The organism is Microbacterium luteolum (assembly GCF_039533965.1).
Taxonomy (GTDB): Bacteria; Actinomycetota; Actinomycetes; order Actinomycetales; family Microbacteriaceae; genus Microbacterium; species Microbacterium luteolum.
Map to the genome: position 1 here is coordinate 3538340 of NZ_BAAAUN010000001.1, position 26014 is coordinate 3564353.

Annotated in this window: 27 protein-coding genes and 1 pseudogene; 16 read left to right on the top strand and 12 right to left on the bottom strand. The window is 69.8% G+C overall.

From position 1 onward, the window contains the following. The first annotated feature begins 1 nt into the window (after window position 1). Together ABD648_RS17115 and ABD648_RS17120 are read left to right on the top strand one after the other, a co-directional pair. The gene (locus ABD648_RS17115; RefSeq protein ID WP_282216167.1) at window positions 2-1444 is read left to right on the top strand and encodes an aldehyde dehydrogenase family protein; all 1443 of its coding nucleotides are present in this window, start codon (window positions 2-4) and stop codon (window positions 1442-1444) included. A gap of 14 nt (window positions 1445-1458) precedes the next feature. Beyond that, window positions 1459-2181: a FadR/GntR family transcriptional regulator gene (locus ABD648_RS17120; RefSeq protein ID WP_282216168.1), complete on the top strand. Its 723-nt coding sequence runs from the start codon at window positions 1459-1461 to the stop codon at window positions 2179-2181. Window positions 2182-2217: 36 nt separating this feature from the next. Here ABD648_RS17120 and ABD648_RS17125 read toward each other — a convergent pair whose 3' ends face one another. Beyond that, window positions 2218-3285 carry a threonine aldolase family protein gene (locus ABD648_RS17125; RefSeq protein WP_282216169.1) on the bottom strand — a complete coding sequence of 356 codons (1068 nt, stop codon included), beginning with the start codon at window positions 3283-3285 and terminating at the stop codon, window positions 2218-2220. An 85-nt stretch (window positions 3286-3370) separates the two neighbouring features. On the opposite strand from ABD648_RS17125, the gene ABD648_RS17130 reads away from it, so the two are divergent. After that, complete coding sequence (locus ABD648_RS17130; RefSeq protein ID WP_282216170.1) at window positions 3371-4840, top strand: MFS transporter; 1470 nt, start codon at window positions 3371-3373, stop codon at window positions 4838-4840. 18 nt (window positions 4841-4858) lie between these two features. On the opposite strand, the gene ABD648_RS17135 is transcribed toward ABD648_RS17130, so the two are convergent. Then, on the bottom strand, window positions 4859-5500 hold the full coding sequence (locus ABD648_RS17135; protein WP_282216171.1) for an SDR family oxidoreductase: 642 nt from the start codon (window positions 5498-5500) through the stop codon (window positions 4859-4861). A 94-nt stretch (window positions 5501-5594) separates the two neighbouring features. Further along, on the bottom strand, window positions 5595-7055 hold the full coding sequence (locus tag ABD648_RS17140; protein WP_282216172.1) for a DUF6421 family protein: 1461 nt from the start codon (window positions 7053-7055) through the stop codon (window positions 5595-5597). 72 nt (window positions 7056-7127) lie between these two features. On the opposite strand from ABD648_RS17140, the gene ABD648_RS17145 reads away from it, so the two are divergent. Beyond that, complete coding sequence (locus ABD648_RS17145) at window positions 7128-7586, top strand: Lrp/AsnC family transcriptional regulator (RefSeq protein WP_116635623.1); 459 nt, start codon at window positions 7128-7130, stop codon at window positions 7584-7586. A 120-nt stretch (window positions 7587-7706) separates the two neighbouring features. Here ABD648_RS17145 and ABD648_RS17150 read toward each other — a convergent pair whose 3' ends face one another. After that, the gene (locus ABD648_RS17150; protein ID WP_282216173.1) at window positions 7707-8732 is read right to left on the bottom strand and encodes an ArsR/SmtB family transcription factor; all 1026 of its coding nucleotides are present in this window, start codon (window positions 8730-8732) and stop codon (window positions 7707-7709) included. Window positions 8733-8777: 45 nt separating this feature from the next. Between ABD648_RS17150 and ABD648_RS17155 the strand changes: the two genes are divergently transcribed. The 3 genes from ABD648_RS17155 (at window position 8778) to ABD648_RS17165 (ending at window position 10514) form a co-directional block, all read left to right on the top strand. Next, entirely contained in the window at window positions 8778-9143 is a 366-nt protein-coding gene (locus ABD648_RS17155; RefSeq protein WP_282216174.1) for a cupin domain-containing protein, read from the top strand. Between the two features lie 14 nt (window positions 9144-9157). After that, window positions 9158-9448: a DUF4287 domain-containing protein gene (locus tag ABD648_RS17160; RefSeq protein ID WP_282216175.1), complete on the top strand. Its 291-nt coding sequence runs from the start codon at window positions 9158-9160 to the stop codon at window positions 9446-9448. Between the two features lie 70 nt (window positions 9449-9518). Further along, window positions 9519-10514 carry a 1,4-dihydroxy-2-naphthoate polyprenyltransferase gene (locus ABD648_RS17165; RefSeq protein WP_282216176.1) on the top strand — a complete coding sequence of 332 codons (996 nt, stop codon included), beginning with the start codon at window positions 9519-9521 and terminating at the stop codon, window positions 10512-10514. 132 nt (window positions 10515-10646) lie between these two features. On the opposite strand, the gene ABD648_RS17170 is transcribed toward ABD648_RS17165, so the two are convergent. Both ABD648_RS17170 and ABD648_RS17175 read right to left on the bottom strand, forming a co-directional pair. Further along, window positions 10647-10937, bottom strand: coding sequence for a DUF4229 domain-containing protein (locus tag ABD648_RS17170; protein WP_282216177.1), 291 nt, complete (start codon window positions 10935-10937; stop codon window positions 10647-10649). Between the two features lie 41 nt (window positions 10938-10978). After that, window positions 10979-11875, bottom strand: coding sequence for a hypothetical protein (locus tag ABD648_RS17175; protein ID WP_282216178.1), 897 nt, complete (start codon window positions 11873-11875; stop codon window positions 10979-10981). A gap of 114 nt (window positions 11876-11989) precedes the next feature. Here ABD648_RS17175 and ABD648_RS17180 point away from each other — a divergent pair, with 114 nt between their 5' ends. The 5 genes from ABD648_RS17180 (at window position 11990) to ABD648_RS17200 (ending at window position 17862) form a co-directional block, all read left to right on the top strand. Next, window positions 11990-13000: a glycosyltransferase family 2 protein gene (locus ABD648_RS17180; RefSeq protein ID WP_344709595.1), complete on the top strand. Its 1011-nt coding sequence runs from the start codon at window positions 11990-11992 to the stop codon at window positions 12998-13000. Beyond that, window positions 12997-14349 carry a polysialyltransferase family glycosyltransferase gene (locus ABD648_RS17185; RefSeq protein ID WP_282216180.1) on the top strand — a complete coding sequence of 451 codons (1353 nt, stop codon included), beginning with the start codon at window positions 12997-12999 and terminating at the stop codon, window positions 14347-14349. Before ABD648_RS17180 ends, ABD648_RS17185 begins: the two co-directional genes overlap by 4 nt. 5 nt (window positions 14350-14354) lie before the next feature. Continuing rightward, complete coding sequence (locus ABD648_RS17190) at window positions 14355-15509, top strand: acylneuraminate cytidylyltransferase (RefSeq protein WP_282216181.1); 1155 nt, start codon at window positions 14355-14357, stop codon at window positions 15507-15509. A 95-nt stretch (window positions 15510-15604) separates the two neighbouring features. After that, window positions 15605-16477, top strand: coding sequence for an N-acetylneuraminate synthase family protein (locus ABD648_RS17195; protein ID WP_282216182.1), 873 nt, complete (start codon window positions 15605-15607; stop codon window positions 16475-16477). After that, window positions 16474-17862 (top strand): DUF6716 putative glycosyltransferase, encoded by a 1389-nt coding sequence (locus ABD648_RS17200; protein WP_282216183.1) that lies wholly within the window; start codon window positions 16474-16476, stop codon window positions 17860-17862. The genes ABD648_RS17195 and ABD648_RS17200 overlap by 4 nt, the downstream gene beginning before the upstream one ends. A gap of 42 nt (window positions 17863-17904) precedes the next feature. Here the strand turns inward: ABD648_RS17200 and ABD648_RS17205 are convergent, their stop codons facing one another. Then, window positions 17905-18507, bottom strand: coding sequence for a TetR/AcrR family transcriptional regulator (locus tag ABD648_RS17205; RefSeq protein ID WP_282216184.1), 603 nt, complete (start codon window positions 18505-18507; stop codon window positions 17905-17907). 100 nt (window positions 18508-18607) lie between these two features. On the opposite strand from ABD648_RS17205, the gene ABD648_RS17210 reads away from it, so the two are divergent. Both ABD648_RS17210 and ABD648_RS17215 read left to right on the top strand, forming a co-directional pair. Next, window positions 18608-19321 (top strand): SDR family oxidoreductase, encoded by a 714-nt coding sequence (locus tag ABD648_RS17210; protein ID WP_282216185.1) that lies wholly within the window; start codon window positions 18608-18610, stop codon window positions 19319-19321. A gap of 4 nt (window positions 19322-19325) precedes the next feature. Next, complete coding sequence (locus tag ABD648_RS17215) at window positions 19326-20336, top strand: NADP-dependent oxidoreductase (protein WP_282216186.1); 1011 nt, start codon at window positions 19326-19328, stop codon at window positions 20334-20336. A gap of 66 nt (window positions 20337-20402) precedes the next feature. Here the strand turns inward: ABD648_RS17215 and ABD648_RS17220 are convergent, their stop codons facing one another. Together ABD648_RS17220 and ABD648_RS17225 are read right to left on the bottom strand one after the other, a co-directional pair. Beyond that, a complete protein-coding gene (locus ABD648_RS17220) occupies window positions 20403-21182 on the bottom strand; it encodes an ABC transporter permease (RefSeq protein WP_282216187.1) in 780 nt (259 codons plus the stop codon). Continuing rightward, a complete protein-coding gene (locus ABD648_RS17225) occupies window positions 21179-22228 on the bottom strand; it encodes an ATP-binding cassette domain-containing protein (protein ID WP_282216188.1) in 1050 nt (349 codons plus the stop codon). The genes ABD648_RS17220 and ABD648_RS17225 overlap by 4 nt, the downstream gene beginning before the upstream one ends. 62 nt (window positions 22229-22290) lie before the next feature. Between ABD648_RS17225 and ABD648_RS17230 the strand changes: the two genes are divergently transcribed. Then, window positions 22291-23289 (top strand): helix-turn-helix transcriptional regulator, encoded by a 999-nt coding sequence (locus ABD648_RS17230; protein ID WP_282216189.1) that lies wholly within the window; start codon window positions 22291-22293, stop codon window positions 23287-23289. Window positions 23290-23402: 113 nt separating this feature from the next. Here ABD648_RS17230 and ABD648_RS17235 read toward each other — a convergent pair whose 3' ends face one another. After that, window positions 23403-24122 (bottom strand): DUF3800 domain-containing protein, encoded by a 720-nt coding sequence (locus tag ABD648_RS17235; RefSeq protein ID WP_282216190.1) that lies wholly within the window; start codon window positions 24120-24122, stop codon window positions 23403-23405. A 115-nt stretch (window positions 24123-24237) separates the two neighbouring features. After that, window positions 24238-25155 (bottom strand): hypothetical protein, encoded by a 918-nt coding sequence (locus ABD648_RS17240; protein ID WP_282216191.1) that lies wholly within the window; start codon window positions 25153-25155, stop codon window positions 24238-24240. Window positions 25156-25294: 139 nt separating this feature from the next. On the opposite strand from ABD648_RS17240, the pseudogene ABD648_RS17245 reads away from it, so the two are divergent. Continuing rightward, window positions 25295-25370: pseudogene (locus ABD648_RS17245) on the top strand. Between the two features lie 5 nt (window positions 25371-25375). Here the strand turns inward: ABD648_RS17245 and ABD648_RS17250 are convergent. Beyond that, window positions 25376-26014, bottom strand: coding sequence for a TetR/AcrR family transcriptional regulator (locus ABD648_RS17250; RefSeq protein ID WP_282216192.1), 639 nt, complete (start codon window positions 26012-26014; stop codon window positions 25376-25378).

The following is a 26014-nucleotide window of genomic DNA, read 5'->3' on the forward strand; positions in this document are numbered from 1 at the left end:
CATGACCTATCCCGCCCTGCGCACCTGGATCGGCGGCGTCGCCGAGGAGAGCCCCGAGAGCGACGGCACGTGGCTGCACGACCCGAACACGGGGGAGAGGCTGGCCGCCTCTGCGTCGAGCACGCTCGATCAAGTCGACCGCGCCGTGGCCGCTGCGCAGGAGGCGCACGACGACGCGCGCTGGCGCAGCCTCGCGCCGGAGCGCCGGGCCGAGAAGCTCATCGCCCTCGCCGACTGGCTGGACGAGCGCGCCGAGGAGATCGCCCGGCTGGACGCCCTCAACAGCGGAGTCCCGATCTCGATCACACGACTGTTCGGCGGGGCGAACGGCGGAACGCTGCGGGATGCCGCGCGGCGAGCGGTGGAGGTCGGCGATGTGCGCGACCTGCCCTCCACGCAGGGCGGCGTGCGACTGCACCGGGTGCCGTGGGGACCGACCGCGCTGATCCTGCCCTGGAACGCTCCTTCGGCCATGGCCGTCAAGAAGACGGCGTTCGCGCTCGCGGCAGGAGCGACAGTGGTGCTGAAGCCCTCGTCGTTCTCGCCGTGGAGCGCTCAGCTCCTGCTCGAGGGCGTGCACGCGGCGGGCATCCCCGACGGGGTGGTCGGGCTCGTGCAGGGCAGCGGAGGGATCGGACGCGCCCTGGTCGCCGACGAGCGGATCGCCGCGATCTCGATGACGGGTTCCACGCCGACGGGCCGGGCGATCGCCGCGACGGCCGCCCCGCGCTTCGCCCGGCTCCAGCTGGAGCTCGGCTCCAACAACGCGGCGATCGTCCGTGCGGATGCCGACCTGGAGGCTGCGGCGAAGGCGCTGACCGACGGGGTTCTCAAGCTGTCAGGTCAGTGGTGCGAGGCGCCGCGGCGCGTGCTCGTCGACCGGGAACGTCGCGACGAGTTGGCGGCACTGCTGATCGCCGAGTTCGGGCGGCGCGTGATCGGCTCGAGCCTCGACGATGCGACCGAGGTGGGGCCCGTCGCCTTCGCCGCCCGCCGCGATGAGCTCGCCGCACAGCGGGACCGGCTGGCGGATGCCGGAGCCGAGGTGCTGAGCGTCTCGCAGACTCCGGCGCAGGGGTGGTTCTTCGCACCGACGGTGGCAGTGCTCGACGGGCCGGGTCTCGCCGACGAGGTGTTCGGACCGATGCTGCTCGTGGGCGGGTACGCCGACGAGGACGAAGCCGTCGCCCTCGCGAACACCGGCCAGGTCGGGCTCGCCGGCTACGTCTTCGGCGCGGACGAGGAAGCTGCGGCCGCACTCGGCACCCGGCTCGTCGCGGGAGAGGTCAAGGTCAACGGCACGAGCGTGCTCGACATGTCGCCGGAATCGGCGCAGAGCTTCTTCGGCGCGAGCGGTCTGGGCGGGCACGGAGACGCCGATGTGCTTGACTTCTTCGTGGGGAAGCAGGTCGTGGGCTCCGATCGCCCAGGGCTCCCCCTCTGATCGGAGGAGTGCGGATGAGCGAGCGTGACGACGCGCCGCACGACTTCTCCCGTGCCGTGCTGCAGCCCGTGTCCGGGTATCAGGCCGTCGCCGGTTTCCTCCGGCGCGAGATGGCTCTCGGACGCATCCGGCCCGGCGATCGGCTTCCGCCGGAGCGGCGGCTCTCCGAGCAGCTGGGCGTCTCGCGCGAGACCCTCCGGCAGGCCCTGCGCATCCTCGAGGGGAGCGGTCAGATCGTGATCTCGCGCGGCGCGTCCGGCGGGGCGATCGTGCAGGATGCCGCACTCGACCCGCGGCTCATCCGCGAAGAGGTCCGCACGCGCTCGGGCGAGATCGGCGAGCTCACCGAGTTCCGCGCGATCGTCGAATCCGGCGGGGCGGCGCTGGCCGCTGTCCGCCGCAGCGACGACGACCTGGAGGCGATGGCGCAGGCTCAGCGCGACCTCGCCGAGGCTGCCACGAAGGCGGAGTCGCGCATCGCCGACACGGACTTCCACATCGCGCTCGCCGAGGCGTCGGGCAATTCCTTCGTGCGCGACGCGGTCGAGGAGGCGAGGGTGCGGATGTTCGAGCCCGTCGACCTGATCAGCTTCGACTTCGTCAAGGAGTCGAGCTGGGACGCGCACGAGCAGATCCTCGAGGCCGTGCGCCGTGGCGATGCCGCAGCGGCGGATGCCGCGATGCGCGCGCATCTGCAGACGACGCGCGAGGAGTTCACCCGCGTCGTCGAATCCTGACGCGCGGGGGAGTCTCCGGGCGCGTGAGTCGCGCGCTCAGGCGCTGGTGAGGCGCGACAGCTCCGCCACGAAGGCGTCGACGTCGGACTCCTCGGTGTCGAAGCTGCACATCCAGCGGACCTCGTTGCGTGCGGCATCCCAGTCGTAGAAGCGGAACGACTCGCGCAGGCTGTCGGCGACGCCGTCGGGCAGCGTCGCGAAGACGCCGTTCGACTGGGTCGGCTGCGTGAAGCTCACGCCGCGGATCGAGCCGTCGGCGATGCCCGCCTCGACGGATGCCCGGAGTCGGGCGGCCATCGCGTTGGAGTGCCGCGCGTTGCGCAGCCACAGGTCACCCTCGAGCAGCGCGATCAGCTGTGCCGACACGAAGCGCATCTTCGAGGAGAGCTGCATGTTGAACTTGCGCGAGTAGATGAGGCCGTCGGATGCCGCGGGGTTCAGCACGACGACGGCCTCGCCGAGCATCGCGCCGTTCTTCGTGCCGCCGAAGCTGAGCACGTCGACGCCGGCGTCGCGTGTGAAGGCGCGCAGGGGCAGGTCGAGGGCCGCGGCCGCATTCGACAGACGCGCACCGTCGAGGTGCAGCTTCATGCCGCGCTCGTGGGCGTGGTCGGCGATCGCGCGGATCTCCTCGGCCGTGTAGAGGGTGCCGAGCTCGGTGGACTGCGTGATCGAGACGACGAGGGGCTGCGCGCGGTGCTCGTCGCCCCAGCCCCACGCCTCGAGATCGATGAGCTCGGGGGTGAGCTTTCCGTCGTCGGTGGGGACGGTGAGCAGCTTGAACCCGCCGATCTTCTCGGGGGCGCCGCCCTCGTCGACGTTGATGTGCGCGGTCGAGGCCGCGATCACCGCACCCCAGCGGGGGAGCATCGACTGGAGGCCCGTGACGTTCGCGCCGGTGCCGTTGAACACCGGGAAGGCCTGTACGCCTTCGCCGAACTGCGCCTGGAAGACCTCCTGCAGGCGCACGGTGTAGGCGTCCTCGCCGTAGGCCACCTGGTGGCCCCCGTTCGCCGCGGCGATCGCCGCGAGGACTTCGGGGTGGATGCCGGAGTAGTTGTCACTGGCGAATCCCCGGATCGCGGGGTCATGCGTAAGGCTCACCGCACAAGCCTATGTCCCGGACGGGCACCGTCGGGCACGGCCGAGGGGGTTCCGGATGTCGGAGGGGGCACCTACCCTCGGAGACATGGAGCGCACCGCAGCGAAGACCGCATTCGCCAACGTCCTCGTCAACACGCTCATCGCGAACGTGACGACGAGCTTCCTGTGGTTCGCGCTCACCTTCTGGGTGTACATCGAGACCCAGTCCGTGCTCGCCACAGGCATCATCGGCGGTGCCTACATGCTCTTCGTCGCGTTCTTCGCGATGCTGTTCGGCACGATCGTCGATCGGCACCGCAAGCACACTGTCATGCTGCTGTCGAGCGTGATCTCGGCTGTGGCCTTCCTCATCGCCGGCGTCCTCTACGTCTGGCAGGGCGAGGCGCCTCTCCTCGATCTCGGCGGGCCCTGGTTCTGGCTCTTCTCCGGGTTCATCCTGTTCGGCGGGGTGATCGAGCAGCTGCGCAACATCGCGCTGTCGACCACGGTCACGCTCCTCGTGCCGGAAGAGAAGCGTGCGAACGCCAACGGCCTCGTCGGCACGGTGCAGGGCCTCGCGTTCCTGGTGACCAGCGTGTTCTCCGGACTGTCGATCGGGTTCCTCGGCATGGGATGGACTCTCGCGATAGCGATCGCGGCGATGGCCGTCACGTTCGCTCACCTGTTGTTCATCCGTATCCCGGAGGGCACGCCGGAACCTGATCCGAACGGCAAGAGCGCGTTGGACTTCCGCGGCAGCGTGCAGGCGATCAGGCTCGCGCCGGGGCTGTTCGCCCTGATCATCTTCTCGACGTTCAACAACCTCATCGGCGGCGTCTACATGGCGCTGATGGACCCGTACGGGCTCACGCTGTTCGACGCACAGACCTGGGGCTTCGCCCTGGCCTTCGCCTCGACCGGGTTCCTGATCGGCGGCGGCCTCGTCGCGAAGTTCGGCCTCGGACGCAAACCCGTGCGCACCATGCTGCTCGTCGTCATCGCGATGGGACTGCTCGGCGCGGTCTTCATGCTGCGCGAGTGGTGGCCGCTCTACGTGATCGGCATGTGGCTGTACATGGCTCTCGTCCCACCGGTCGAAGCAGCGGAGCAGACCGTGATCCAGAAGGTCGTGCCGTTCGAGCGCCAGGGAAGGGTGTTCGGTGTGGCCGCGGCCATGGAGGCGGCGGCAGCCCCGATCACGGCGTTCCTCATCGCGCCGCTCGCCGAGTTCCTCATCATCCCGTACATGGACAGCTCCACGGGGCAGCAGCAATGGGGCTGGCTGCTCGGCGAGGGGGAGGCTCGGGGCATCGCACTGATCTGCCTGTTCGCCGGGCTGATCATGGTGGTCGCCGCGACGCTGGCGTTCTTCACGCGCTCGTATCGCCACCTCACCGAGCTGTACGCGACGGCGCCCGATCCGAAGCCGGAAGACGAGGATGCTGACGGTGCGGACGAGGACCGGGCAGGTGCCGAGGCCGCGGATGACGCCGAGAATCGGGATGCCGACGATCGAGTCTTCGATGCGCCTCCGCCTGTGCGCGGACTGCCGCCGGAGATTCCGGAGCGCCGCTAGACACGCCGCCGCAGGGCCTCAGGCCAGGTCGATGATCCGGTCGTTGAGCTCGGCGGCATCCGCGTCCCACAGAGCGAGGACCGCGGGAGCGAGCGTCGCGGGGTCGAGCGCTTTCGCGCGGAAGACGACGGATGCCGCGCGCAGCGGCTCGCCGGCATCCCGCGCTGCCTTCGCATAACCCTGCGCGACCGCACGGGCCCAGGCCTCGCTCGCGGCCTTCACCGCCGCGTAGTTCGCCCCTCCGGCCAATGGGCGGGCGACCGCCGTCGACGACACGATCGCGAAGCGTCCGGCCCCCGAGGCGCGCAGGGCGGTGTCGAAGGCGCGGCTCGTCGCACGCACCGCCTCCAGGGCGGGCAGCAGGGCGTGGAAGTCCTCGTCGGACTGCCCGACGAGGCCGCCGCCGCCGCGCCATCCGCCGACCAGGGAGACCACGCCGTCGACGGCGTCGAGACGGTCGGCGAGAGCGGTCATGTCTTCGAGCGACGTCGCGTCGGCGACCTCGACCTGAGCACCGGCATCCGCCAGCGGCTGGAGGTGCTCGGCCGAGCGACCGGTGGCGACGACGCGGGCGCCGGCGTCGAGCAGGGCTCGCGCGACGGCGAGGCCCGACGCGCTGGTCGCTCCGGCCAGGACGATGGTGCGATCGGTGACAGTCATGTGCTCAACTTTCGCGGATGATGCGAACTTCTGCGGCCGATCCGGCCCGTAGAGGCCGCAGAAGTTCGGAAAAGCCGCAGAAGCGGCCGGCGGATCAGTCGTCGGTGCCGCGGATGCCGACGGTCGACTCGATCACGGGCTTCATCTTCTTGTCGAGCGCCTCGAAGAACATCGACAGCGGGAACTCGTCGTCCAGCACCGCGTCGGTGTACCCCTTCGGCGCGCCGGAGAGGATCTCGTCCGACAACCCGCGCGCCCAGTTCGACGCCGGGTGCGGCGTGAGAACGCTGCGGACCAGGTCGTAGGCGGCGAGCCAGTGCGCGGTCTTCGGGCGGTCGATCGAGCGCCAGTACAGCTCGTCGATCGCGTCGCCGAGAGCCACGACCGCGTCGGGCACGGCATCCCAGTCGAACGCCAGAGCGGTGTCGGTCCAGTGCAGCACGCCGCGCTGGTGCAGCCAGGCGAACAGCAGCTGGCCGCCGAGCCCGTCGTAGTTGCGCACGCGCGAACCCGTGATCGCGAACCGGAAGATGCGGTCGAAGATCACGGCGTACTGCACGAGACCGGCCTGGTCGAGCGTCTCCTGCTCGATCGCGGTGAGCTGCTCATCCGCGGCGGCGCGAGCCGCGAGCGACCGCTCGATCCTCACCGACTCGCGGAAGGCGGTCAGGTCGCACCGAAGCTCCTCCAGCGAGTAGAGGAAGAACGGCATCCGCTGCTTGATCATGAACGGGTCGAACGGCAGGTCGCCGCGCATGTGCGTGCGGTCGTGGATGATGTCCCACATCACGAACGCGCGCTCGGTCAGCGCCTGGTCGTCGAGCATCGCGGCAGCGCGCTCCGGCAGGTCGAGCTTCGTGATCTCGGCGGCGGCGCGGGTGACGCGACGGTACCGAGCGGCCTCGCGATCCTGGAAGATCGCGCCCCACGTGAACGACGGGATCTCGCGCATCGCGACGGTCTCGGGGAACAGCACGGCCGAGTTGGTGTCGTAGCCCGGCGTGAAGTCCACGAGCCGGAGCGAGACGAACAGCTTGTTGCCGTAGTCGCCGGCTTCGAGGTCGGCGATGAACTCCGGCCAGATGGTCTCGACGATGAGCGCCTCGACGAGGCGGTCGCTCGAACCGTTCTGCGTGTACATCGGGAAGACCACGAGGTGACGGATGCCGTCGACACGGTGCTGCTGCGGCTGGAAGGCCACGAGCGAGTCGAGGAAGTCCGGTACGCCGAAGCCCTCCGACGCCCAGCGGTCGAAGTCGACGATCGAGGCGGCGAGGTAGTCGGCGTCGTGCGGGAAGGCGGGAGTCAGAGCGCGGATGCCGGCGGTGATCGCGGCGACGAGTTCGTGGGCGACCGCGTGGTGCGCCGCGTCGGGGATCGAGCCGTCCTTGACCTGGAGCTCGCGGATCGCGATCGCGGCGTCCTTGAGCTGCGCCCAGGCCGCGGAGTTCTCAGCGACCTGCGCCTGCACTGAGCCTGTCGAAGCGTCTTCCACGACCTCGGGTTCGCCGACGATGGCCTGTGCAGCGGAGCTGTTGGCGGAAATGATGGACATCGGGACCTCCGATCGGAGAGTTTGACGGAAATTTTCCGGTCATAACGGAATACTCACGATAATCTTACATCCATGGATGATTCTGTCGACCGCGCGATCGTCGCGGAGATCGCCCGAGACGGTCGGGCCACGCTGTCTCAGCTGTCCGAGGCGATCGGGCTGTCGGTCTCCGCCGTGCAGTCGCGCCTGCGCCGCCTCGAGACGCGCGGCGTGATCTCCGGCTACCGGGCCATCCTCGACCCCGAGCTGGTGGGCACGCCGCTCTCCGCGTTCATCGAGATCACCCCTCTCGACCCGGCGCAGCCCGACAACGCCCCCGAACTGCTCGAGCACCTCGACGCGATCGAGGCCTGTCATTCGATCGCCGGTGACGCCAGCTACATGCTGTTCGTGCGCGTCGCCTCTCCGCGCGCGCTCGAGGAGCTGGTGCGCGACGTGCGGACCGCGGCGAACGTCAGCACTCGCACCACGGTCGTGCTGCAGACGTACTACGAGCACCGGCCGATCATCCCGCTGGCCACGGAGGCCTAGCCGCGGAGTGCACGTCCGGCGGGTGCGCCCCGCACTCCTGCGGCCATTCCGAACTTCTGCGGCATCCTCGGGCAAGTATGGCCGCAGAAGTTCGATCTGGCCGCGGAAGTCCGGCCGAGATCAGAGCACCGCGCCGACCATGGCCTCGCCGAGGGGTGAGCGCAGATGCAGCATCCGCGCGCCGTCCCGCTCGCTCGTGATCAGCCCGGCCTCGCGGAGCACGGTGAGATGGTGCGAGGCTGTCGACGCCGCGATCCCGGCCTCCCTTGCGACCTGCGAGGTCGTGCGCGCGGTCCCCGCCCGGAGCAGGATGCCGGCCCTGGCGGGGCCGAGCAGAGCACCCAGTGCATCCGCGATCTCGGTCGCGTCCCGGGCCCAGCCTGCGGTCACGCCGCGCGCCGGGTAGAACAGGGTCGGCTGCGCAGGGGGCTCGGTGAGCACCATGCATCCCCACGACGACAGGACCGAGGGGACGAGCACGAGCCCGCTGCCGTGGCAGTCGACCTGCTCGCTGTGGCGGCGCAGCGAGACACGCACGGCGCCCGCACCCCAGCTCACCTGCGGGTGCAGGGCATCGGCCATGCGCGCGATGCCCGCCGTCGCGATCGTGCGGGATCGCACGGCGACGTCGGCGCGCAGCAGGCGCTCGAGCTGCGGCCACACCGGCGCGAGCGCGGCATCCCACACCTCCGACCAGGCGTCGGCGATCATGCGCCGTGCGCGAGCGGGGTCGTCCTGCATCCCGCGCAGCGCCCGCTGCCGCGCGCCGGTCGAGCGGACCACCATCTTGCCGAAGTCCACGCGCATCCCCGCGAGCGGGGCATCGCGCAGAGCTGCGAGTTCGGCATCCGGGGTCATCTCCCAGTGCGGAGCCGCCGTGAGGAAGTCGGGCAGGTAGCCGTCGTCGCCGATCACGGTGGCGAGCAGGCCGAATGCGTCGCGCGGAAGGCGGTCGCGCACCACGCGGAGCCAGCCCCACTGCAGCGGATGCTGCTCGGGTCGCAGCAGCACCCGCACGGCGTGCGCCAGTTCGTGCCCTGGCGAGATCCCGAAGCGCACCGCCTGGATGTCGCCGGGGCTCAGGTGGAACTCGACCCGGTGATCCGGATGCTCGACGCCCTCGACCGGCGCACTGTTTCGATCCACATCGAAACTCTAGGGCGGGCTCCGGTGGCTGTCGAGACTGGAGCCATGAACAGCACAGAACTCCTCCCCGAGGGAATCGTCGCCGCTGCTGACATCCGCATCGGCACCGGTCGCAGCCGCCGGTTCGTCGGAGCCGAGCACGGCGCAGCCGTCTCCTACTTCTACGTCGAGAATCAGCCGGGCGAGGGCCCAGGGCTGCACTGGCATCCGTATCCTGAGACCTGGGTCGTGCTCGAGGGCACTGCTCGCATCACCGTCGGTGAAGACACCTTCGTCGCGCGGGCCGGAGACACCGCCACCGGTCCCGCGTTCACGCCTCACTGCTTCACGAACGTCGGGGACGGCGTCCTGAAGATCATCGGCATCCACGCATCCGCCACCATCATCCAGACGTTCCTCGACGAGGACTGAAACCAGGAGACCCCATGTCCTTCCAGGCATACCTCGACAAGGTCGAGACCCAGACCGGCCTCACCCCGCGGCAGTTCATCGCGCTCGCGAAGGAGAAGGGTTTCGACGAGACGACGAAGTCGACCGTCGTCCTGAACTGGCTCAAAGAGGAGTACAGCCTCGGGCACGGACATGCGCAGGCGATGGTCCACGTGATCCTCAAGGGGCCGAAGATCAGCGACAAGCACGTCGGCAAGGGCGGCGCGCACGGCGACGCCTCCGACACGCTCTGGCTCGACGGCAAGGACAGCAACCCGAATCCCTGACCCGTTCGGCGCGCTGGGTCCCTGAGCCTTTCGAAGGGTCCGCATCGCCGCGGCCAGTAGGATTCCCTGCGTGGCAGCATCCTCACAGCGCAAGAAGAAGAGCACGAGCGCGAAGCGCACCCCGCCCCGCACGAGCGGCAACCCGGCGAAGCGCAGCGGCAACCCCGCGAAGCGCCCGGTGCTCGAAGCGGGCCCGGTCAGGGCATCCGACTGGATCGGCGCCGCGCGTCTGCGTACGCTGCCGCTTGCGGTCGCGCCCGTGGTCATCGGTACCGGGGCCGCGCGCAGCACCGGGCCGGAGTTCCACTGGGTCATCGCGCTCGCCTGCCTCGCGGTCGCCGTGCTGCTGCAGATCGGCGTGAACTTCACGAACGACTACAGCGACGGCATCCGCGGCACCGATGCGCACCGGGTCGGACCCGCGCGCCTCACCGCGTCCGGACGGGTGAAGCCGCGCACGGTGCTCATCATCGGACTGATCTTCTTCGCCCTCGCCGCCGCTGTCGGCGTCGCGATCGTGGTGCGGACGGGGCAGTGGTGGATGCTGGCCGTCGGCGCCGCCTGCATCGTCGCGGCCTGGTTCTACACGGGCGGAAAGCGACCCTACGGGTACTACGGCCTCGGCGAGGTGTTCGTGTTCGTCTTCTTCGGGCTCGTCGCCACCCTCGGCACGACGTGGGTGCAGATCTTCGATCTGCCGCAGCAGGCGTGGCTCGGCGCGATCGCGGCGGGCCTCTTCGCCTGCGCGGTGCTGCTCGCCAACAATCTCCGCGACATCGATCAGGATCGCGAGGTCGGCAAGCGCACGCTGACGGTGCTGATCGGCCGCCGAGCGACCCAGGTGCTGTTCACGCTCTTCGTGCTCGCGCCGTTCGGGATCGCGATCTTCCTCGCCCTGCTGTTCCCGATCGCCTGGATCGCTCTGCTCGCCCTGCTCGCGGGCCTCCCCGCGATCCTGATCGTGTGGACGTACCGTCAGCCGCGGGAGCTCGTCGTCGCCCTGGCGCTCACGTCGCTCACGGCGCTGCTGTACGCGGGCGCGCTGTTCTGGGCGTTCGTCGGCTGACGACGGCATCCGCCACTCGCCGAACCGGCCCCGTGTGGACGAACCGGCCCCTTGAGAACGGATTCACGGGGCCGGTTCGCGCGTAGAGGGGTGGCTCGGCGGGCTCACGAACGGGACCAGAGCGAGCGAGCCTCAGACCCTCGCGTCGCCGTCGATCGCGTCGTCCTCGGCTTCGGCATCCGCGTCGGCCTGCCCGCCCGAGGTGCGGCTCTCGCGACGCTCGAGCAGGCGCGCGGATGCATCGGTCAGCGGCGTGCGCAGGAAGATCATCGAGATGCTGACGCCGATGAGGGCGGAGAAGATCGCGGCGAGCCACCAGAACTCGCGGAAGATCGGGAAGAAGAACCAGAGGATCGCGAGCGGTACGAGGAACGCCAGCAGCCGCAGCACGGTGTAGACGAGGAAAGGGGCGGTCTTCTTCACCCCGTCATTCTACGTTCGCGCTCTATGAGCTCCCCGAGCGCTCAGTCGTCGATGCCGAGCCGGTCGACGGGGATGCCGCGCACCACGCGCCGCCAGGGGTGCTCGCCGAGGGACCAGAGGAGCCCCGCTTCCAGGTCGAGCGCGAGGTCCTCGCATCCGACGGGCAGGGAGATCGGGTCGCGTTCGAGTGCATCGCGTCGGCCGCGCCAGAGGATGCCGGGACGCAGCCGGTCCGACTGCGACACGAAATACCTGTCACCCCACCGCACCGCTCCCTGCATCGAGCGGATGCCGGGGGAGAAGCGGTCCTGCTCCTCGAACTCCTCGTCCGGGCCGTCCGGGATCGCGAACTCGCCGATCCGCCCACTCCCGTCGGTGCGGTACTCGCCGATCATGACCCGGCGCAGCGGCTCGCCCGCCTCGTCGAACACGCGTCCGAGGTAGGAGCACCGGAGGCCGATCGGATGCACGCGGGTGCGGACGGCGACCAGCGCGGTCGCGCGCCAGCCGCGGCCGCGTGCTCCCGCGAGACGCCGCGCGAGGCTGCCGCGCACGCGGCGGATGTCGGAGAGATCGAACTCCCAGATGCCCTGCCCCGTCGCCGCGACGAACAGGCGGTCATCGAACCAGGCGAGCCCGCCGGCATGGATCTGCGCGGGGGCGAGGTCTCCGTCGCCGTCATCCACCGCGAGCAGCACGTCGAGGTGCCGCGACCGCTCGAGGTCGACGAAGGCGACCCGTGACGCCAGGTGGTTCCGGGAGCGGTCCTGGCGGAACCAGCTCACCGCCAGCGTGCGCCGCCCGCGCCAGAGGCCGAGGTCGATGCCCTGCGGATACCAGCGCTGCGTCCAGGATCGGGCGCTGAGCCATCGCAGATCCACGGTGTCGCGCCGCTTCTGGCGCACCGGGCGCCAGGTCGATCCGAAGGGCCAGAGCATGCTGACCATCGTCGCCGATCGCGGCCGAAGGCGCGAACCGGGCTGTTCCGCGCGCCGCGCAGGACACCCCGCGTTCACCTTCACGTCGTCGATCGGCAACGAACGACTGCGACCATGCGGACACCGTCCACCTCCGGGAGCTCCGTGCGCACACCCCTCGTCACCGTCATCCTGCCTGCCAAGGACGCCGGCGAGTACATCGGGACCACCCTCGAGACGCTCACCCGTCAGTTCGACGACCCGGCATCGCTCCAGCTCGTCGCGATCGACGACGGGTCGCGCGATGACACGGGCGCGATCATGCAGCGATACGCGGAGCGGTTCGGACGGGCCGACGTCATCCGGAATCCGCGGCCGCGCGGCCTGGCCAGCGCGCGCAACCAGGGTCTCGCGCTCGTGGAGGCCGAGGCGTTCTGCTTCCTCGACGGCGACGACTGGATGCAGCCGCGGCGCCTCGAGGTCCTGGCGTCACGGCTCACGGACCTCGACTGCGACTTCCTCCGCACCGACCACGTCACGGTGGCCGACGGGCGCCGCACGCTCGTCCGCGCGCCGCATCCGTGGCGCGAGCAGGTCTCGTCGCCGCGGGAGGCGATCCTCCCGGAGAACGAGTCCACGATGGTCGACTATCCGTACGCCTGGGCAGGGATCTTCCACCGGAGGATCATCGACCGCGGCCTGGCCGCCTTCCCGTCGGGGCTGTTCACGGCCGAGGACAGGCCCTGGATCTGGCGGCTGCATCTGGACGCCGAATCCTTCGCCGTCGTCGACGCTCCGGCGCTGCTGTACCGCCGCGGTGTCGCGACGTCGCTGACCCAGGTGCGCGACCGGCGCCAGCTCGACTTCGCCACGGCCATGAACCAGGTGCTCGACATCGTCGAGGGCGATCGCGAGGCGGAGCGCTTCCGGGCGAAGGCCGTCTGGACCGCGCTCGCGCTGAGCTCGCACCACCTCGTTCGTGCACGACGGATGCGACCGCGGCTCCGTGCCGAGATGCGCGCCGGCATCCGGGACATGCTCGGCCGGCTCCCCGACGCCACGGTCGACGGCGTGCTGGGCTGCTTCGACGGCCCGCGTCGTCGCGTGCTCGCGCGCATCCTCCGCGAGGCGGGACGAGCGGCATGACCCAGCTCTTCGCGCTGCACAGCGCCTACGGACTCGCGACGGCGGCCGCGGCCATCGACGCCGGCCTCCTCGACACCGGAGCCCGCGGGGACCGCCTGCTGGTGCCGTTCGTCTCGGCGCGAGTCCCCGAGACGACGGTCGGGATCGCGGCCGACCCGGCGCTGCGGGCGCTGCGGGCGCGCTTCGACTGGATCGAGGAGCTCGAGGCGATCCTGGGGCCCCTGCATCCGAGCTCCTGGGAGCCTGCGGACGCCGATCTCCCGATCCTCGAGCGTCTGCTGACCCGCGCGTGGGACCTGGACCTGGGGGACCTGGAGCTGTTCGTGCAGAGCCCGCAGGTCGCGCCCGCCCGCACGCTGATGTCGCTGTTCCCACAGGCCCGGATCACCATCATCGGCGACGGCCTGATGACCTACTCGCCGATGCGCGTGAGTCTGCCGCACACGGTCGCGGCCCGCATCGGGCGCGTGGTGCACGCCGACGTCGTGCCCGGAGTCCGTCCGCTCGTCGGGTCGCCGCACGCCGAGATCATCCCGGTGCCGCCGGAGCGCTTCGCCGCCGCGCTCCGCGAGACGGATGTCGGGGACACGGATGCCCTGTTCGACGAGGAGCTGCCCACCGTGCTGGTTCTCGGCCAGTACCTGTCGGCGCTCGGGCTCATGAGCCCCGCCGAGGAGATCGCGCTCCAGGAGGAGATGATCGACCGGGCCGCCCGCTGGTCTCCGCGGCGCATCGTCTTCAAGCCGCATCCGTCGGCTCCGCCGCTGCACACCGACGCGGTCCGTGCACGCGCGGCGGCGCAGGGCATCGCGTTCGTCGAGTACACCGGAGCGCTCGCCGCCGAACTGCTCGCGGAGCGGCTCGACGCCGTGGCGGTCGTCGCGGGGTTCTCCACCGCGCTCCCGACCTCGCAGGCGCTGTTCGGTCGGGCGATCGGCGCAGCAGGCACCGAGACGGTGCTCCTCTTCCTGACCCCGTACGAGAACAGCAACCGGATCCCGGCGACCATCGTCGACGCGCTCACCCGCGACGGGTCTCCGTATGAGGATCCCGATCGGTTGCAGCTCCTGGTCGACGCGGTCGGCTACGCGATGCAACCGGAGATCGCCGGACACCTGCGTGAGCGAGCCGAGGAGCTGCTGACCGGACTCGAGCCCGTCGAACGCGACCGCTACTTCACCCCCGAGCGACTGTCGGCGCTGCGGCTGCCAGGAGCTCCGGCCGAGAGCGCCGTGCAGCGGATGCTGCGCCCGGCCGGGGGAGTGGGCAGGGTGGAGGAATGGCGGCTGACCGCTCTCGGCGCGCGCCGACGAGCCGGGCGGGCGTGGCGGGCGATACGAGGAAGATGAGGACGATGACGACGGTTTCGAAGACGGTGGCGATCATCCCGGCGCGAGGCGGCTCGAAGCAGGTTCCGCGCAAGAACGTGCAGCGGGTCGGCGGCGTGCCGCTCGTCGCGCGCGCCGTGCGAGCGGCAGTCGCCGCGGGCGTCGACCTCGTCGTGGTCTCGACGGACGACACCGAGATCGCGGAGATCGCGACGGCGGCGGGAGCGCGGATCATCCATCGTCCCGCGGAGATCTCCGGTGACACGGCGACCTCCGAGAGCGCGATCCTGCACGCGCTCGACGCCCTCGAGGCCGACGGCGAGCGGTTCGAGATCGTGGCCTTCCTGCAGGCGACGTCGCCGTTCATCCCGAGCGACGCCCTGGCCGCGGCGGTCGACGAGGTGCGCGCCGACCGCGCCGACAGCGTGTTCTCGGCCTACGAGACCTACGGATTCCTATGGCGACGCGATGCCGCGGGCTTGGCGCTCGCGATCAACCACGACGCGGCGCACCGCCCTCGTCGTCAGGACCGTGAGCCGCATCACCTCGAGACCGGGGCGTTCTACGTCTTCCGGGCGGAGGGCTTCCGGGAGAGCCGCCACCGGTTCTTCGGGCGCACGCGCATCGCCGAGGTGCCCGAATGGACGGCGATCGAGATCGACGACGAGCAGCAGCTGCGGGTCGCCCGCGCTCTCGCCGCCCTGCACGAGGCGCCGGCGTCGATCCCGGTGCGCGCCGTCGTCACCGACTTCGACGGCGTGCACACCGACGACACGGCGATCATCGATGCCGACGGCGGGGAGCGCGTCCGCGTGAGCCGCGAGGACGGCATGGGCGTGGCGCTGCTCCGCCGGGCCGGAGTGCCGATGCTGATCCTCTCCACCGAGGTCAATCCGGTCGTCCGTGCGCGTGCGGACAAGCTGCGCGTCCCGGTGCTGCACGGCATCGATGACAAGGAGACCGCTCTGCGCACCTGGGCGCAGGACAACGATCTGCCCCTCGCCGACATCGCCTACCTCGGCAACGACGTGAACGACCTGCCGGCCATGCGCATCGTCGGATGGCCGGTCGCCGTCGCGGACGCGCATCCGCTGGTCCTCGAGGAGGCGCGCGTCGTGCTGCAGCGCCGCGGCGGCGCCGGCGCCGTTCGCGAGCTGGTCGAACGGGTGTTGTCGAGCTGACCGACCCCGGTAACCCTCCGGACGCACGTCGTTCACTCTCGGCGCGTACCCAGGAGGGAAGGGTCCGCGAGGGCCGTTCGACGACCGGAGGAATCATGACTGTCAGCATCGGCTCACGCGTGATCGGCGGCGGCCGTCCCGCCTACGTCATCGCCGAGATCGGCCTGAACCACAACGGCGACGTCGACATCGCGAAGCGGCTCATCGACGTCGCCGCACGCGCCGGCGCCGATGCGGTGAAGTTCCAGAAGCGCACGCCCGAGATCTCGACCCCGGAGCACATGCGCGACGTCCCGCGCGAGACGCCGTGGGGGACCATGAGCTACCTCGACTACCGCCGCCGCGTCGAGTTCGGTCGCGACGAGTACGTCGAGATCGGCGACCACGCGACGATGCAGGGCCTCGACTGGTTCGCCTCGCCGTGGGATGTGCCGAGCGTCGCCTTCCTGGAGGAGCTCAACGTCGTCGCGCATAAGGTCGCCTCGGCGAGCCTCACCGACACCGATCTGCTGATCGCCCTCCGCGAGACCGGAAAGCCCGTCATCCTGTCCACCGGGATGTCGACGATCGAGCAGATCGACCGGGCGCTCGACACTCTCGGCACGGATCGCGTGGTCCTGATGCATGCGACCTCGACGTACCCGCTGGAGCCCGAGGAGGCCAACCTCCGCGTCATCTCGACCCTGCGCGACCGCTACGCCGGCGTGCCGGTCGGCTACTCCGGCCACGAGCGCGGGCTGCAGATCTCCCTCGCGGCGGTGGCCCTCGGCGCTGTCGCCGTCGAGCGTCACATCACACTGGACCGCACGATGTGGGGCTCCGACCACGCGGCCTCCCTCGAGCCGACCGGCCTCGAGCACCTCGTCCGCGACATCCGCGTGATCGAGAAGGCGCTCGGCGACGGCGTCAAGCGGGTGTTCGACAGCGAGCGCGCGCCGATGGCGAAGCTCCGCCGCATCTCCGCATGACGGATGCCGCGGGCATCCGCGTCGTCGCGATCGCGGATGCCGACTCGTTCGTGAAGTGGTCCGCCGCGCTCCTCGGCGGTGTGCCGGGGCTCCGGGCGCACGTGCTGCTGGTGCGCACGCCGCTGACCGCGAGCGTCGCACAGCAGCGCACCGCGATCGCCGGCACCGGCCTGCGGGCGGAGGACGTCACCCGCATCGGCTTCGCCGAGACGGCCGGATGGCTGGAGGGGCAGCGCCCCGACGTCGTGCTGCTCGCGGGTCGCGGACCGTTCGTCCGTCTCATGGGGCGGGTGATCGACTCGCTCACGCATCGTCCGGTGACGGTATCGGGCCTCCCCGGCATGGCGATCCCCGCGCAGCGCGGAGCTCTCGACTATCGACGGCACACCGATCTGCTGGTGGTGCACTCGCACCGCGAGGAGCGCGCGTTCGCCGAGCTCGGCGAACGCATCGGCGTCTCGATGCCGACGGCCCTCGCGACTCTGCCGTTCGCGCGGCGCCGGGCACGGATGCTGCGCCCGGACCGCGTGCGTGTCGATGCGGTCTCCGCTCGATCCGGTGGCGTCGCCGTGGCGGAACGCCCGCAGCCGCGGGTCGCCGTGCGGCCCCCGGCGACGGACATCGTGTTCGCTGCCCAGGCGCTCGTCCCGGTCGCTCACGAGGAGCGGGCCGAGATCGCCGCGACGCTCGTGCGTGCCGCCGAGGCCGACCCCCGTCGCCGCGTCGTGGTGAAGCTGCGCTCACGGCCGGGGGAGGCAGAGACGCATCTCGAACGGGACCCGTACACGGCGATGCTGCCCAGCCGACGCCCGCGCAACCTCGTCTTCTCGTACGACTCGATGGCGTCGGCGCTGGAGAGCGCGGCCGGGCTGGTCACGGTGAGCTCGACCGCCGCGATCGAGGCGACGGCCCTCGGCGTCCCGGTGATCGCGCTCGATTCCTTCGGCGTGAACAAGAGCCTCCTGAACACGGTGTTCGTGGGCAGCGGTCTGCTGGGCGGCCGGAACGAGGTCGTGGCGGGTCGGTTCCGGCATCCGCACCCCGACTGGCTGCGCGACAACTACTTCCACCCCGAGGCGGAGTCGAACTGGTGGGAGCGGGTGCAGGAGCTCGTGGCGATGCGCCGTTCGGGAGCCCTCCCGCACCGGCGGGTGCCCGCGGCGCGCGGCGGCGCGCTGCACGAGGCGTGGCACCGGGCGAGTGTGCTCGGGCGAGAGGACCGGTCGCTCGGCGGGGCGCTCGCGCTGACCGTCGGCGCTCCGGCGACGCGGATGCTGTCGGCTGTGCGCCGTCGGAGCGAACCGTCCGACGGCGGCACCTGGGCGGACCCGTCGACCGACTTCACGCTCGAGCCCAACCCGTTCCAGGACTCGATCCGGCGCTGAACTCGGGCGGTCGGAAGATGTCCGGCGCGCGCCGGGTCCGATCTACGAGCCGAGGAGCGCGGCGACCTGCATCCGGACGTCCTGTGCGATCTCGTCGACGGTCGATCCGACGTGCGGGCCCGCCGACATCGTCAGGAACATGATGGCGGAGACGATCCGTGCGAGTGTCGCCGCGCGGTCTTCTCCGGTCCCCTGATCGCGGCGGAGGATCGCCGCGACCGCGGTCTCGGTGTCGGCGACGATGCCGAGAGCCTCGGCACGGTGCGCATCGTCAGTGGCACCGAAGACCATCTCGCGCAAGTATGTGCGCCCGTTGTCGACCTGCACGCGGTTGCATTCGATGATGGGGCGCAGCAGGGCCATGACCGCGTCGAGGGTGCCGGTGACAGCCGCTGAGGCATCGATGCCCTTCGCCAACGCGATGGCGTAGTGCGCGTTCTGCACGAGCAGCAGCAGTTCGCCCTTCGTCTTGGCGTACAGGAACAGCGTGCCGGTGCCGACGTCTGCCCGCTCGGCGATCTGCTGGGTCGTCACGTCGTCGATCCCGTGCTCCGCGAAGAGTTCGGCGGCGGCGGCGGTGATGCGCTCGAGCTTCTCCTGCTTGTTCCGCTCCCGGCGCCCGAGAGGGTGTGCGTCGGTGGTCATCGAGTCCTCCGGGAATACAAACTGAGTAGCCTCAGTTATGACTGGAGTCGCTTACGGGCGAACTCAGATATCCATTGTCGCAAAGAAAAGAGATCCGGCCATGCCTTCACTCAACGGAGCCGTCGTCCTCGTCACCGGCGCGAACGGAGGCATCGGCGGTCGATTCGTCGCCGAAGCACTCGCCCGCGGCGCCGCGAAGGTCTATGCCAGCGCGCGCCGTCCGCGCGACTGGGACGACGAGCGCGTCGTGCCCCTCGTCCTCGACGTCACGGACCCCGCGTCGATCCGTGCCGCGGTGGAGGCGGCGCCCGACGTCACGGTGCTGGTCAACAACGCCGGCGCCTCGGTGCCCTCCTCCGGGATCCTCACGCACACCGACGAGGACATCCGTCGCAATGTCGAGACCAACTTCCTCGGTCCCCTCTTCCTCGCCCGCGCCTATGCTCCGTTGCTCGCCGGTCGTCCGGGAGCAGCGATCATCGACATCCATTCCGCGCTCGCATGGTACGCGGTGGGCGGCATCTACAGCGCGACCAAGGCGGCGCTGTGGTCGGCGACGAACTCGCTCCGTCTCGAGCTCGCTCCCGCGGGCGTGCACGTCGTCGGTGTGCACGTCGGGTACGTGGACACCGCGATGGCCGCGCACGTCTCGGACCCCAAGACCGACCCGGCCGACCTGGTCCGCACCGTTCTCGACGCTGTGGAGCGGGATGAGTACGAGGTGCTGGCGGATGCGACATCCGTGCAGCTCAAGACCGGTCTGAGCGCCCCACTCGAGGCCGTCTATCCGCAGCTCCGCGCCGCGGCGGTCTGAGCGCATGCGCGCTTTCGCCGTCACGAAGTACAAACGGGCGCTCGAGCTCCAGGACGTGGCGGAGCCCGAGGTGGGAGACAGCGACGTGCTCGTGCGCGTCGAGGCGGCGGGCCTCAACCACCTGGACGAGAAGATCCGGATCGGAGAGTTCAGGCAGATCCTCCCGTACCGGCTGCCGGTCGTCCTCGGGAACGACCTGGCCGGGACGGTGATCCGCGTGGGGCGGCTCGTACGTCGATTCCAGCCGGGCGATCGGGTCTTCGCCCGGCCCGATGACGCGCGAATCGGCACGTTCGCCGAGCGCATCGCAGTGGCCGAGAGCGATCTCGCGTTGACGCCGACGAGCATCTCCACCGCGGAGGCGGCATCGCTGCCGCTGGTCGCTCTCACCGCGTGGCAGGCGCTGGTCGAGCGCGGGAACGTGCAGCCGGGGCAGAAGGTGCTGATCCACGCCGGCGCCGGGGGTGTCGGCTCGATCGCGATCCAGCTCGCGGCGCACCTCGGCGCGACGGTCGCCACGACGGCCGGCGCCGCGAACGCCGACTTCGTGCGCGGCCTCGGTGCCGACATCGTGATCGATCACCGCAGCGAGGACTTCACGCAGATCCTGTCGGACTACGACCTGGTCCTCGACAGTCTCGGCGGCGAGAACCTGGAGCGGTCCCTTCGCGTTCTGAAACCCGGCGGTACGGCCATCGGCATCGCGGGACCGCCCGACCCCGCATTCGCGCGCCGTCGAGGTATGAATCCGGTGCTGCGCCTCGCGGTCGGAGCGCTCAGCCGGAAGATCCGCCGACAGGCGAAGAAGCTCGGCGTGACCTACGAGTTCCTCTTCATGCGCGCCGACGGTGAGCAGCTCGGCGAGATCGCCGCCCTGGTCGACCACAGTGTCCTCCGTCCGGTCCTCGCACGCACGTACCCGTTCGACGAACTGCCCGAGGCCCTGGCCGATCTCGCCACCGGTGTGAGCCGCGGCAAGCTCGTGGTCACGATGCCGGTACGTTCACGCGGCTGAGGGGCCAGTATCCGTCGCTCGTACCGCGGTGCGAGCGACGAATACCGACCCCTCACTGCGAAGAGCTCAGCTGCTGCGCTTGATCGCGCGCACTCCGACCACGAGACCGACGACCGCCACCGCCAGCGCGGAGACCCAGCCCCAGAGCACGGTCACGTCGCCGAGGTCGCCCGCGAACAGCGCGCGTTCGGCCTGCACGACCCAGTTGACCGGGTTCACCGAGGCCACGACCCGCATCCAGCCGGGGGCGTCGTCGAGCGGCAGCAGCATGCCCGACAGGATCAGCAGCGGGAAGATGAGCGACTGCTGCACGCCCCAGAACAGCCACTCGCGGTCCTTCGTGGCGAGCGCCAGCGAATAGGAGAGCGATCCGAGACCCACGCCGAAGACGGCGAGCAGCGCCAGCCCGATGAGCAGGCCGGGGATGTCGGCGGCGAACCCGAACGGCCACGCGATCAGGACGATCACCAGCGCCTGCACGACGATCGGCGCGATCTCCTTGAGCGCGCGGCCCACCAGCAGCGAGGACCGGGCCAGAGGAGCGACCAGCGTGCGCTCGTGCGAGCCGGTCATCATCTCGTACTGCAGGTTGGAGCCGGTCGCCCCGGTGCCGAACAGCACGATCATCACAAGCACGCCCGGCACGAACCACGCCAGCGTCTCACCGGCCGGCTGACCGGAGTCGCCGATCAGCAGTGGGGCGAACAGCCCGAGGAAGACTAGCGGCTGCAGCAGGCTGAAGATGAGGGTGAAGGGATCGCGGAGCACCGGCTTGAGCTCGCGGGTCAGCACGTTCCTGGTGTCGCGCGCGAGGTTCGGGCGCACGAGCGTGTCGATGGCGGTCATGAGAGGACTCCTGTCTTGTCGGTCTCGGAAGCGGCGGCGTCGGCTGCCGCTTCCGAATCGGATGCTTCGTCGCCCGCACCCTCGCCCGCTTCGCGGAGGGTGCGGCCGGTGAGGGCGAGGAACACGTCGTCGAGCGTCGGCGGGACGCCTGTCGCCCGGACGACCGCGATGCCCGCGGCGTCCAGCTCCCGCACGACCACCGGCAGCAGCCGGGCACCGTCGGGCACCGCGAGCGAGAGCGCATCGCCGTCGAGGGTGACCGGTGCCGGGCTGAGGCGCGCGACCACGGACCGGGCGGATGCTGCCGCTGCGGCATCCGCGAAGCCGAAGGTGAGCACGTCGCCGGCGAGCGTCGCCTTGAGAGCCGTCGCGCTGTCGTCGGCGATGATGCGGCCCTTGTCCATGACCATCACCCGCTCCGCGTAGCGGTCGGCCTCCTCCAGGTAGTGCGTGGTGAGGAAGACGGTCGTGCCGTGCTGAGTGCGCAGGTCGAGGATGTGCTCCCACAGGTTCGCCCGGCTCTGCGGGTCGAGCCCGGTGGAGGGCTCGTCGAGGAAGATCAGCGGCGGCGCGTGCATCAGCCCGAGGGCGATGTCGAGCCGGCGCTTCTGCCCGCCGCTGAGCTGCTGCACGGTCCGCGTCGCGAACGACGTCAGGTCGAGCGATTCGATGAGCTCGTCGGCCCGATGGATGCTGTCGCGCTTCGACATTCCGTAGAACGAGCCCTGGCTGAGCAGCTCGTCGCGCACGCGCTGCGAGAAGCTGCCGCTGGTCAGCTGCCCGACGTAGCCGATCCGGGCGCGGACGCCGGCGGCATCCGTCCTGATGTCGTGCCCGACCACCCGGGCGGTGCCGGCGGTCGGCGGGATGAGGGTGGTGAGCATCCGGAGGCTGGTGGACTTGCCGGCGCCGTTCGGGCCGAGGAACGCGACGAGCTCGCCGCGTGCGGCTGTGAAGGAGAGGTCGGTGACGGCTTCGACCTTCTTCTTCTTGACGGTGAAGACCTTGGTGAGGCCCTCGGTTTCGATGATCGGTTGGTTCGTCATGCTTCGAAGCTAGAAGGCAACCAGGACAGATCCTGTCCGCAATATCTGGCAATCTGTGAGACATGTCCGACACCACCTCCCGAGCCCTCGCCCTGCTCAACCTCCTGCAGACGCATCGGCACTGGCCGGGCACGGAGCTCGCGTCACGGCTGGGCGTCACCGAGCGCACCGTGCGCCGTGACGTCGACCGCCTTCGCGAGCTCGGCTACCGCGTCGAGTCCTCGCCCGGGGCGGCGGGCGGCTACCGGCTCGAAGCGGGCAGCGCTGTTCCTCCGCTGCTGCTCACCGACGACGAAGCCGTCACGATGGCCATCGGGCTGCGGGTCGCGGCCACGCAGCAGCTCGTCGGCGGACCGGAGGTCACGCTCACCGCGCTTGCCAAGCTCGAGCAGGTGCTGCCGCAGGCGCTGCGCCGACGAGTGAACGCGCTCGCGGCCTCGGTGCAGCCTCCGCGCATCGGCGACGGTCCGGTCGTCTCGCCCGTCGTGCTCGGCGAGATCGCCCTCGCCACCCGCGACACCGAGCGGCTGCGCCTGCGCTACATAGATGCCGAGGGGGTGGAGAGCATCCGTCGGGTCGAGCCGCACGCGCTGGCACCCTCCGGACGCAAGTGGTTTCTGCTGTGCTGGGATCTCGACCGTGAGGACTGGCGCACGTTCCGCGTCGACCGGATCGAATCGGTCGAGCACACCCGCGTCTTGTTCCCGCGCCGGGAGATCACCGACGCCGAGATCGAAGAGCGCGTGCTCATCGCGTCGTCGTGGTCGCCGCAGAAGGTCGAGGGGGATGCCGTGATGGAGCTGTCGCTCGCCGAGATGCAGGACCGCTTCGGGCCGTGGTCGCAGGGCGCGACGGCCGAGGGCGATACGCACACCCGGTGGCCGATCGGCGGGTCGGACTGGCGCGAGGCGATGTACGCGTTCCTCTGGATCCCCGAGGGGGTCGAGTATGCGATGACCTTCCCCGATCAGGATCGCGCCGAGCTCCGTGAAGCGGTGGAGCGGCTGCTGCGGGCGATCGACCGGCCGACGCCGGTGGCGCGGGGTGAACGCCGACCTTGATGGGTGTGTGCTGTCCTGGTGGAACAAGCGCGAGTCGAATAGAGTTGTCACAAGTGGATCGGGAATGCTCGATCGGCGTTCGGCCTCCGGGATTCTCGGAGGCCTTTCGCTTTTCACGGATAGATTTTGAGGCCGTATCCCTCAATCTCCCCGCTCCGTGAACGGACCAGCTTGGTGCGGATCAGGTCCCACGCGCGGTTCACCTGCGCGGGACGCATCACGTGGATTCCGATCGGCCTGGCTGTCATGTCAGCGATCTGCAGACCTGAGCTGTTGGCGCTCTTCGGAGCGCAGTGAAAGGCAAGGGTCTCTCGCATGCCGCGCATCCGAGTGGTGTCCATGATTCGCCGAAACTCGAGTTCCAGGTCCCGATCCTCGCGCGCGCCGCGGCTCTCGAACACGACGCGTGCAGTCCGATGTGCCTGGCCGCGTTGCTGGAGCTGGAGGAAGACTCGTTCGAGACCGAACTCGAGGGCGACGTGATAAGGATTCACGTGGCCGCCCCGGCGGTCACGGAAGCGCGCCTTGTCGATGACGCACGCCACGATTCCGAATCGCGAGGTCTCGATGATGCCGTTCATCCGCTCCATGAAAGCCTCGCGGACGCCCTCGTTCAGAAGGATGTCGAAAGGAGGGGCCGACTTCCGGATCTCTCGCTCGTGGAGGATCACCATGTCATGTCCGAAGAACTCGAACTTCATCGCCTGGACCTGCGGAACGACGGTCGAGATGTAGTCGTTGATCGGGAACACGCAGAAGGACAACACGAACATCGGGAACTGCGGATTGATGTTCGTGAGGCTGTGGTCGCCGCTCTCGTCGACGTAGATCACATGGTCGCTGAAGTCTGACATCGCGCCAGCGTAAGGCCGCACACTCGATGCGGAACCGACGAGCCGTGAACTCTGCGATATATAGCGTTTGCCTCCGCAGCGCGCGCAGCCCCGCTCATCGGACGCTCGGCGGATTCGCGTCGTCCCAGCGCTGGAACGTCTGCACCCACCAGAACCAGGCGAAGAGGCTGAGGGCGACGGCCTCGCCGAGGAGCACGAGCGGGATGTCGCCCAGCTGCTCGCGGAAGACGAAGGCGGCGAGGAGCAGCAGCAGATCCGCGATCATGAGTCCTGCCACCCAGCGGTAGACGGCTCGCTGCCGCGCGGTCGGCGGCGTCTCGGTCTCGTCGATCGGACCGCGCGAGTGCAGGATCGGCACGGCGGCGAAGATCCCGAAGAAGATCAGCGTCACGGCGAAGTGGATGCTGGGGGGATACGGCCAGAAGTTGAACGGGAAGTCGGTGTTCAGCCCGGGGATGAAGGCGAGGCCGGCCATCACGACTGCGGTGGTGATGGCGATGATCGACACCACACCAGCACCCGGCGTCGTGATCCCCCGTTTCGCGCGGATCACGGCCAGCGTGACGACGACCGTGATCACGACGACGGCATAGGTGGCGACACCCGCGCGGACATCGTCGAGGTAGACCGCCGGCACGCATTCGTGGGCGCCGGGGCAGTTCAGCCCGTCGACCGGATGCTCGGCGTCGATGCCCGTCGGGACGAGGGCGATGAGTGGCGCGAAGAGGGCGGCGATATCGAGCAGGATTGTCGCCCTGTTGCGTCCGGACAGCGCGAGGAGTGCGAGCGATGCGGCGATCAGCGCTCCCACGAACACGTTCCGGGCCGGCGTGTAGAAGTAGTGGCTGATCGAGGGGAGCGGCTCCCAGCCGAAGGCGAGCGGCTCCCAGGAGACGACGACCGTCTCGATCGCCACGCTCACCAGGAGCGCGAAGACCACGAAGACGAGCGACAGCCGCAGGTAGCGATGCGTCTTCTGCGCGGTGGTCGCGGAGTCGAGCGCAGGGGCCATGCCCGTGACGGTACACCCGACCGCCGACGGCGAACCCGCACGACTCCAGAGGATCGGAGGAGTCATCGGAAGACTCATCGGGTTATCCCAGGCAACGATCCTGGCCAACAAGGTCACGGCCAGGTAACGTCGTCTCCATCGCGGCGATCCGGGCGGTCCCGGGCCTCAGCTCATATCTGACGGCGTTGCGGGTTCGACTCCCGCCGTCGCGTCCACTCTGTCAGGAGCGGCTGGTCGCCTGTGCGGCGAGCCGCTCCTCGATCGGCTCCCACCCGCTCTCCAGGATCGCGAACCCGGCGTCGAGCGTGCTGAGCTGGTCCTCGTCCTCGTTGACGAGAAGCTGCATCTGCAGGACGAAGCGGGCGTAAACGCGGGTCTCGGCGGTGGGTTCCGGCAGGCCGAGCTCCTCGGCGATGGCGGCGGAGAGCGCGTCTTCGTGCCGCAGCCACATCTTCGCCGCGTAGTCGCGCAGCGCCGGTGTCTCGTTGAGGAAGCGCAGGAAGACGCGCGTGACGTCGTTGCCGTGCTCGTCGACGTTCGCCGTGATCTCGGCGGCGTAGAAATCGTGGATCGCGCGGTTGATCGTGCTCCCCTTCGGCCGATCGCGCACGGCCGAGACGAGCCGGTCGCGCTGTTCGTCGTCCTCGTCGAAGACGAGCGCCTCCTTCTGCGGGAAGTGCGCGAACACGGTCGTGGGGGAGACGTCGGCGGCGTCCGCGACTTCCCGGATGCTCACGTTGTCGAATCCACGCTCGAGGAACATCATCGTCGCGACGTCGGAGATCGCCTTGCGGGTCGCGGCCTTCTTCCGCTCCCGGCGCCCGATCGGCTCGGGGGAGGGCTGCTCGGTGGATGTCAT

Excerpts from the sequence above, each read along its gene's own strand:
- ABD648_RS17115 (WP_282216167.1), top strand. The coding sequence starts at position 2 with ATGACCTATCCCGCCCTGCGCACCTGGATCGGCGGCGTCGCCGAGGAG.
- ABD648_RS17120 (WP_282216168.1), top strand. The coding sequence starts at position 1,459 with ATGAGCGAGCGTGACGACGCGCCGCACGACTTCTCCCGTGCCGTGCTG.
- ABD648_RS17130 (WP_282216170.1), top strand. The coding sequence starts at position 3,371 with ATGGAGCGCACCGCAGCGAAGACCGCATTCGCCAACGTCCTCGTCAAC.
- ABD648_RS17135 (WP_282216171.1), bottom strand. The coding sequence starts at position 5,500 with ATGACTGTCACCGATCGCACCATCGTCCTGGCCGGAGCGACCAGCGCG.
- ABD648_RS17140 (WP_282216172.1), bottom strand. The coding sequence starts at position 7,055 with ATGTCCATCATTTCCGCCAACAGCTCCGCTGCACAGGCCATCGTCGGC.
- ABD648_RS17145 (WP_116635623.1), top strand. The coding sequence starts at position 7,128 with ATGGATGATTCTGTCGACCGCGCGATCGTCGCGGAGATCGCCCGAGAC.
- ABD648_RS17155 (WP_282216174.1), top strand. The coding sequence starts at position 8,778 with ATGAACAGCACAGAACTCCTCCCCGAGGGAATCGTCGCCGCTGCTGAC.
- ABD648_RS17160 (WP_282216175.1), top strand. The coding sequence starts at position 9,158 with ATGTCCTTCCAGGCATACCTCGACAAGGTCGAGACCCAGACCGGCCTC.
- ABD648_RS17175 (WP_282216178.1), bottom strand. The coding sequence starts at position 11,875 with ATGCTCTGGCCCTTCGGATCGACCTGGCGCCCGGTGCGCCAGAAGCGG.
- ABD648_RS17180 (WP_344709595.1), top strand. The coding sequence starts at position 11,990 with ATGCGGACACCGTCCACCTCCGGGAGCTCCGTGCGCACACCCCTCGTC.
- ABD648_RS17185 (WP_282216180.1), top strand. The coding sequence starts at position 12,997 with ATGACCCAGCTCTTCGCGCTGCACAGCGCCTACGGACTCGCGACGGCG.
- ABD648_RS17190 (WP_282216181.1), top strand. The coding sequence starts at position 14,355 with ATGACGACGGTTTCGAAGACGGTGGCGATCATCCCGGCGCGAGGCGGC.
- ABD648_RS17195 (WP_282216182.1), top strand. The coding sequence starts at position 15,605 with ATGACTGTCAGCATCGGCTCACGCGTGATCGGCGGCGGCCGTCCCGCC.
- ABD648_RS17200 (WP_282216183.1), top strand. The coding sequence starts at position 16,474 with ATGACGGATGCCGCGGGCATCCGCGTCGTCGCGATCGCGGATGCCGAC.
- ABD648_RS17205 (WP_282216184.1), bottom strand. The coding sequence starts at position 18,507 with ATGACCACCGACGCACACCCTCTCGGGCGCCGGGAGCGGAACAAGCAG.
- ABD648_RS17210 (WP_282216185.1), top strand. The coding sequence starts at position 18,608 with ATGCCTTCACTCAACGGAGCCGTCGTCCTCGTCACCGGCGCGAACGGA.
- ABD648_RS17215 (WP_282216186.1), top strand. The coding sequence starts at position 19,326 with ATGCGCGCTTTCGCCGTCACGAAGTACAAACGGGCGCTCGAGCTCCAG.
- ABD648_RS17220 (WP_282216187.1), bottom strand. The coding sequence starts at position 21,182 with ATGACCGCCATCGACACGCTCGTGCGCCCGAACCTCGCGCGCGACACC.
- ABD648_RS17225 (WP_282216188.1), bottom strand. The coding sequence starts at position 22,228 with ATGACGAACCAACCGATCATCGAAACCGAGGGCCTCACCAAGGTCTTC.
- ABD648_RS17230 (WP_282216189.1), top strand. The coding sequence starts at position 22,291 with ATGTCCGACACCACCTCCCGAGCCCTCGCCCTGCTCAACCTCCTGCAG.
- ABD648_RS17240 (WP_282216191.1), bottom strand. The coding sequence starts at position 25,155 with ATGGCCCCTGCGCTCGACTCCGCGACCACCGCGCAGAAGACGCATCGC.
- ABD648_RS17250 (WP_282216192.1), bottom strand. The coding sequence starts at position 26,014 with ATGACATCCACCGAGCAGCCCTCCCCCGAGCCGATCGGGCGCCGGGAG.